8 protein-coding genes and 1 pseudogene are annotated in these 5,442 nt (G+C 61.4%); all 9 read right to left on the bottom strand.

Translation table 11 applies throughout. The features are described from left to right. Positions 1–145 precede the first annotated feature (145 nt). Complete coding sequence (locus ACFR9S_RS15380) at positions 146–493, bottom strand: hypothetical protein (RefSeq protein WP_222609100.1); 348 nt, start codon at positions 491–493, stop codon at positions 146–148. 71 nt (positions 494–564) lie between these two features. After that, on the bottom strand, positions 565–1,566 hold the full coding sequence (locus ACFR9S_RS15385; protein ID WP_379730285.1) for a DUF6610 family protein: 1,002 nt from the start codon (positions 1,564–1,566) through the stop codon (positions 565–567). A 123-nt stretch (positions 1,567–1,689) separates the two neighbouring features. Then, on the bottom strand, positions 1,690–1,911 hold the full coding sequence (locus ACFR9S_RS15390) for a hypothetical protein (protein ID WP_379730349.1): 222 nt from the start codon (positions 1,909–1,911) through the stop codon (positions 1,690–1,692). Between the two features lie 139 nt (positions 1,912–2,050). Further along, complete coding sequence (locus ACFR9S_RS15395) at positions 2,051–2,362, bottom strand: hypothetical protein (RefSeq protein ID WP_379730284.1); 312 nt, start codon at positions 2,360–2,362, stop codon at positions 2,051–2,053. 97 nt (positions 2,363–2,459) lie between these two features. Beyond that, complete coding sequence (locus tag ACFR9S_RS15400) at positions 2,460–3,665, bottom strand: hypothetical protein (protein ID WP_379730283.1); 1,206 nt, start codon at positions 3,663–3,665, stop codon at positions 2,460–2,462. 126 nt (positions 3,666–3,791) lie between these two features. Next, the gene (locus tag ACFR9S_RS15405) at positions 3,792–4,334 is read right to left on the bottom strand and encodes a hypothetical protein (RefSeq protein ID WP_379730282.1); all 543 of its coding nucleotides are present in this window, start codon (positions 4,332–4,334) and stop codon (positions 3,792–3,794) included. Next, positions 4,331–4,876: a hypothetical protein gene (locus ACFR9S_RS15410; RefSeq protein ID WP_174955913.1), complete on the bottom strand. Its 546-nt coding sequence runs from the start codon at positions 4,874–4,876 to the stop codon at positions 4,331–4,333. The genes ACFR9S_RS15405 and ACFR9S_RS15410 overlap by 4 nt, the downstream gene beginning before the upstream one ends. 116 nt (positions 4,877–4,992) lie before the next feature. Beyond that, the gene (locus tag ACFR9S_RS15415) at positions 4,993–5,124 is read right to left on the bottom strand and encodes a hypothetical protein (RefSeq protein ID WP_379730281.1); all 132 of its coding nucleotides are present in this window, start codon (positions 5,122–5,124) and stop codon (positions 4,993–4,995) included. Next, positions 5,124–5,442 (bottom strand): annotated as a pseudogene (locus ACFR9S_RS15420) (DUF6166 domain-containing protein); the annotation flags it as partial. The pseudogene ACFR9S_RS15420 and the gene ACFR9S_RS15415, both read right to left, overlap by 1 nt.

A 5,442-nucleotide genomic window follows, 5' to 3' on the forward strand; every position in this document is an offset into this window, starting at 1 on the left:
CGTCGGATCGCGTGTCGGTCTGGTCGAAGGAGACCGACGAATCACTGGTCGTAGCCATTGTGTTCACCGAATCAAGTTCACGGCAACTGCGTCTGCTCAGACCGCGCCGCAGCCCTCAGGGGCGTTCAAAAAACCGCTCTGTCGGTCAGCGGAGCTCGTGGCGTTCGTTCGCAAAGCCAACCGAGACGAGGTACTCGAGGAACTCGTCGAACCGCTCGACGTCACTGGGGGTGTCGGTCGCAAGGTGACGTGCCCACTCGATGGCCCATTGGAAGGCGGGATCTGTGCCGCCCTTGCCGTGAATGTACCACCACCGGGCCGCTTTCAACACGACCAGCGGATTCGTCGGCGGCTGCTCACCGGCGAGCCCACGGGTGATGGATTCGATTTCGTCGGGCACGTCGGCGGAATCGACCTCCGCTGATTGCGTGTTGTCGATATCGACCGGGATCTCGTCGATCGAGACGTTGTCGGGACTCTGTTGTTGACTCACTGGAAGTCACCTCTGAGAGCTTTCGAAGGAGCCCTCGCCCTCTCGGGGGGCACGAAAAACAGGTCGCGAAGTCACGTCGGCGGGAGGTAGACGCTCTGCTCGCCGACGATCTCCTCCAGGTTGTTCCGGTGACGGTGGTTGAAGTAGCACTCGTAGCTGCAGTATCCACAGATTGCGCCGGTATCGTACTCGGCGACGTACGGGCCGCGGCGAGTTCGCCAGACGTTCGTCCCGCACTCGGTACAGGCGGCGTCCTCCAGATCGGCAGGACTCGGTCCCTCGTACTCAACGTTGAGCCCCTCGTTTTGCGGTGTCGTTTCGGGCCAGATTCCGTGGGTCCTCCAAAACTCACGGACGCGAGCGAGGCTGTGGCGCACCGTCTTTCGGACAGTGACGTGGTCGGCGTCGCGACCGCTGTCGTCCCAGCCGTCGGCCGTCCAGAACTCACCGAACTGCGCGCCGCGATGCAGCCCGTTCCAGTCGACGCCGACTATGTCGGCTGGTGGCTCGTCCGTGAGTGTCGGTCTGGTCAGCTGTCGAATGGCATCGAGCTGTTTGGGCGGACTCCCGCCGAGGATGTGGACGCGCCGCCCTCTCCAATCGGCAGGGTCGGAGAACTCGTGGGCCAGGCGGTCGGCGTATCCCCGTGAATACCCGAGGACGAGGGTCTCGGGAATCGCGTCGATTACTGCTTGGGACTTCGGAACGACGATGAGCTCGGCCTCTGGATAGCTCGCTTGGATCTCACGAGCAGCAGCGACGTGGGCGTCGACGTCGTCGATTTCGTCGACGTCCCCGATGACCCCGACATGAGGTTCGTACTCGAAGAAACGGTCGACGAACCGCTCCAGATCGGGATTCCGGAAATCGTTGTCGAGCATCCCAACGGGGAGGCTAAGGTTCTGATACTGCGCCTCCTGATACCCACAATCCTCGCGAAAGCCGGGAAGGAAGCCGAGGTCGACAGCGTCGACGACAAACGGGGCTCGATGCAGAAACGCCACGTAGTCTGCCTGTCTGGCGGCGGCGATTTCGCGGGCGGTGCTGGCGCTGGAGCTCAGCTTGAGGGACATGATTAGGCTCGCGAGGCCGCTGCTGGCTGCCCCGCACCCTTTCAGGGGCCCGAAAAACCGAGACTCAGTCAGTTAACCAACAATCAGGAAACCCACGCGGAATGTGTTGGTTAAGAATAGACCTTACTCTTCGTTCTCACGCAGCTCTTCAGCCTTCCACTTGAGCCGGCGCAGAATTTGCGTTCGATTCTGGTGGGCGTTCTCGTAGGCAACGCACTCCTGGAGGGTTTCCATATCCGGAATCGTCTCGATCCCTGCCTTGATCAGGCGCGTGTTCGGTGCCTCAAGCCGCTTTTCAGGCGGAAATTCGTCTGACGCCTCTGAGTCGTCTGTAGAAGTACCCATAACGGATGCCTCCACCTATCGAGGGCACGAGCAACAGCAGAGAATTGAAGCAGTAGATCTTGGGAAGGTGCACCCACTGCGAATGAGACCATCAATATAGAGGCCTTCACGACAGGATTCGAGCTGTCTCGAAGCCCAATCAGGCTTCCGAGGATTCGAGCAAAACGAGGTTCTGAACAGGGTATGGGTTATTCTCGCCGGCGAACTCGTCCTCAGGGACGTAATGCCAGAGGTGGCCGTCTACCAGGTAGAGAAACGACTCGCCGCCTTCTGCTTCAACTCTCACCCGCTTCCCGACATTGTCGTCTTCTTCCCAGCCGATCACGGTCAACGGCTCGACGGGCCATTCAAAGAATTTGACCGAGTCACCACGCTCCAACTCTTCAAAAGTCTCTATATCCCCCTGCTGTGGCTCTCGCGCGTCGAGAGTCGGATTATGCTCAATAGACATGGTCTCTGGGTACGCCCCTACTCACTTAATACTGTCAGCAGTGGATTCCAGCCGCTAGAACGGGAGCACGCCTGGCGTATTTTCTCTCCGACTGCTCTTAGCCCATCGCCTCTTGGAACCGCTCACGCAGCGCGTCCTCGCGCTCTTCGAACTGCTCGACTTTCTCCTGCAGGTCGTCGCTGACGCGCTCGATGCTCGCCAGCGCTCGTTCGCCGGCCAGCGAGGCCTGCGATCCGTCGTCGCCGTCCGCCTCTAACTCCTGCTCGTACGCCTGCTCAACACGCTCGATCGTGCCTTCCGGGTTGAACAGGATGTCGTTGGCGATCCGGACGTACTGATCGAGGGATGCCCCTTCTTTCCCCTGGAAGAAGTGTGTGAGCGCGTACGTCGCGCCGGAATGCAGCGTCCACATGTCGATCTTGAAGGGGGACGTCGCATTGGCTTCTGCATCGCCGGCGGCGCGCTCGGCCAGGTAGTCCGGGAAGCCCAGCAGGGTGTAGAACTCCGTGACGGTGAACGGGAGCTCCGAGAAGTCGAGGTCGATGTCCTGAGCGTCACGGATGAACTCGAAGAGGTCGTCGGCGACGAGTTCGACCTGTGCGAGGAGTTCCTCCCACCAGGTGCGGAAGTTCCGCACGTCGCCGACGTGTTTGATGACCTCCTTGTCGGTGAGCGAGCGCATCGTGTTCGAGCAGTAGCCATCCTGAGCGAACCCCTCCACGTAGACGGCGTGCTCGCCGAAGAAGTCGTAGCCCGACGTGACGCCCATCGTGATCGGGTCCGACCGGCCAGGAAGACGCACCTCGAGGCCGTCGAACATGATGTCCATGTGGACCTCGCCGCCGCCTCGGTAGCGCCGAATCTCGCCGAACATCACCTCACCCAGCGGCGCCCCGTCAATGGTTTCCTCGCGGAGGACTTCTTCCAGCGGCCCGTAGACGTCGACCGGGTTGATGATCGAGTAGCTGTCCGTGGGAACGTGGAACAACGGGTCCGTCTCCGCGTCATCATCTCGGGCCTGCTCACGGGCTCGACTCGGCTCCACGAGCGCGTTGAACCGCTCCGTCTCGACCCATTCGTCGGTGAAGGGGTTCTGGTACGCCACGGTGGTCTCGACGGCCTGCGGAAGATCACGGACCGCCTCGGCGAAGCTCACGGAGTCTTCCCCTCCGTGACGCTCTCGGTACCACTCGGGTAGTTCCGTGTCGGTACGCCCGTCGACGCCAGCGAAGATGGTTCTGGACTCTGGGTCTTTCATCTCTGTCACCTCGAAGCAGGAACGCTCGTCGATCCGCGACTGCATCGTCTCGCGCCCTGCGCCCCTCTCCCGGGCGCAAAAACAACACCACGTTAACCAACGCCCGTCTCTGAATGGCGGGGAGTGTTGGTTAATCCAGATCCAGTCCACGGCTCGGATCAGATGTCGGAACTACTCAGATTCGTCTCTCCGTACCCGGACCTGCTCAGGATTTGGAACCCAGGGGTGTGCTTCCCAGCAATGCCGAGCGTGACTATGCGGTGAGTCGAACTCTCTACTACAGGATCCACACTCGTAGGTGGCATCGGTCCAAGGCTCGCTGACGAACATCGCTGTCACCGTCGTCGCCACCGGCTCGGGGGCCTCGCCCCGCGTAACGTACCTGTAGCCGAGAACCGTCCGTTGCCCCATCGCTGTTCGGGCGATCTCGGTTGGCTTGTCCTCGGGGAGATACACCCAGCGAACGAAGTCGTCGACCGAATTCTTGGCTGAGGGCTGGAGGATGAACCATCGCTCGTGGTCATCTCGGAACAGGTAGCGTTCGGTCCCCCTGTTTTGGAGGTATATTGGGTCACCCCTGCCGGGGACGAGCCGTAGTCCGAGCGACGGCGATACCGGTTTCAAAAGCTGGTCGACGACCGATGGGCCGTCATCTGTCTGGCTGTCCGAATCAGCCTCCGCTCCGAATTCATCGAGACTGGCATTCGTGGTCACGGGGACCACCTCCCGAGTGAGGCCTGTTCCCGGTCGGACTCAGCTGGAACTTCGCAGAGAAACCGCCACTTTGGCTGCTCTCGGATCTGCTTATCGGGGCGATTTCCCGCTTGGCCGGGGTCCGTTTTACCGGCACAGTGCCAGCCCTTGTCTCTGAGCGCTTTGATCATCGAGCCGTCGAAGTCGGCTCGCACGAACGTCAGCAGGAGCCGAACGCCTCGTCGCCGACCGTGCCGACGCACGAATCGTTCCATCGACCGGGCGAGGGCGGCAGAGGCGAGATTGGGGAAATCGACGCCGATGCAAATCCGTGCTGCCTCGACGATTTCGTCACCCTCGAATCGCGTCCCGTCGTACTCCAGCGAGCGAATCAGCGGATAGCGCCACGTAATCGCACCTAGTAGCTGGTCCTGGTAACAGAGTCCGTGATGGACGAGATTTGTCCGGGGGACATCGTCCATATAGGAGTGATGTGCTTCGTAGATCGCGCCGGCGACATGGCGCGGGATCGATTCGATATGGACGCGCTCTGCGAACCGCAAACCGAGCGGCGCCGTGACCGGCTGCCCCTCCCGATGGATGGGACACGAGCACCCCTCGGGGGTAGGCGTATACTGGAAGCCGGTACTCCGTATTTGGTCTAGAGAGTGAGTTTCGGTCACGAGTCGGTGTCGTCGGTGCGCTCCTGTCGGTCGTTGTATCGCTCCAGTTCACGCCCGAATTTCTCGAGCGCCTCGACACCACGTTCGAGGAGCTGATGGGTGGCTCGCGCCAGTCGAAGCGTCTCCATCAGTGCTCCCCCTCCGGGGGTTCGATGAGGTCGTTGCTCTCTTCGGCGAGTTCTTGGATTACCCGTTCCACGTCGGCCTCCTCAACAACCGTCCGATGCGCGAGCGGAGCAGGATATGCACGGTCGCCCTGGCTGCAGAGCACGACCAGCCACTCGTCGCTTCCATCCCCGAGTACGATGTAGTGGTCGCGATCAGCGCGCTGGAACACTCTTCGATCAGGGCGAGAGACGGCTCGCCAGTTCTCGGGGAGCGTCGGTGACGGCCGTCCGCCGTCGGCGAGGGCGACGACGTCGTCGGTAAGGGTCGCCATCGCGGCG

It is taken from the genome of Halolamina salina, from assembly GCF_042678005.1.
GTDB lineage: Archaea > Halobacteriota > Halobacteria > Halobacteriales > Haloferacaceae > Halolamina > Halolamina salina.

Bases quoted from the DNA above. Each gene is read 5' to 3' on its own strand.
- ACFR9S_RS15385 (WP_379730285.1), bottom strand. From the start codon at position 1,566: ATGTCCCTCAAGCTGAGCTCCAGCGCCAGCACCGCCCGCGAAATCGCC.
- ACFR9S_RS15390 (WP_379730349.1), bottom strand. From the start codon at position 1,911: ATGGGTACTTCTACAGACGACTCAGAGGCGTCAGACGAATTTCCGCCT.
- ACFR9S_RS15395 (WP_379730284.1), bottom strand. From the start codon at position 2,362: ATGTCTATTGAGCATAATCCGACTCTCGACGCGCGAGAGCCACAGCAG.
- ACFR9S_RS15400 (WP_379730283.1), bottom strand. From the start codon at position 3,665: ATGCAGTCGCGGATCGACGAGCGTTCCTGCTTCGAGGTGACAGAGATG.
- ACFR9S_RS15415 (WP_379730281.1), bottom strand. From the start codon at position 5,124: ATGGAGACGCTTCGACTGGCGCGAGCCACCCATCAGCTCCTCGAACGT.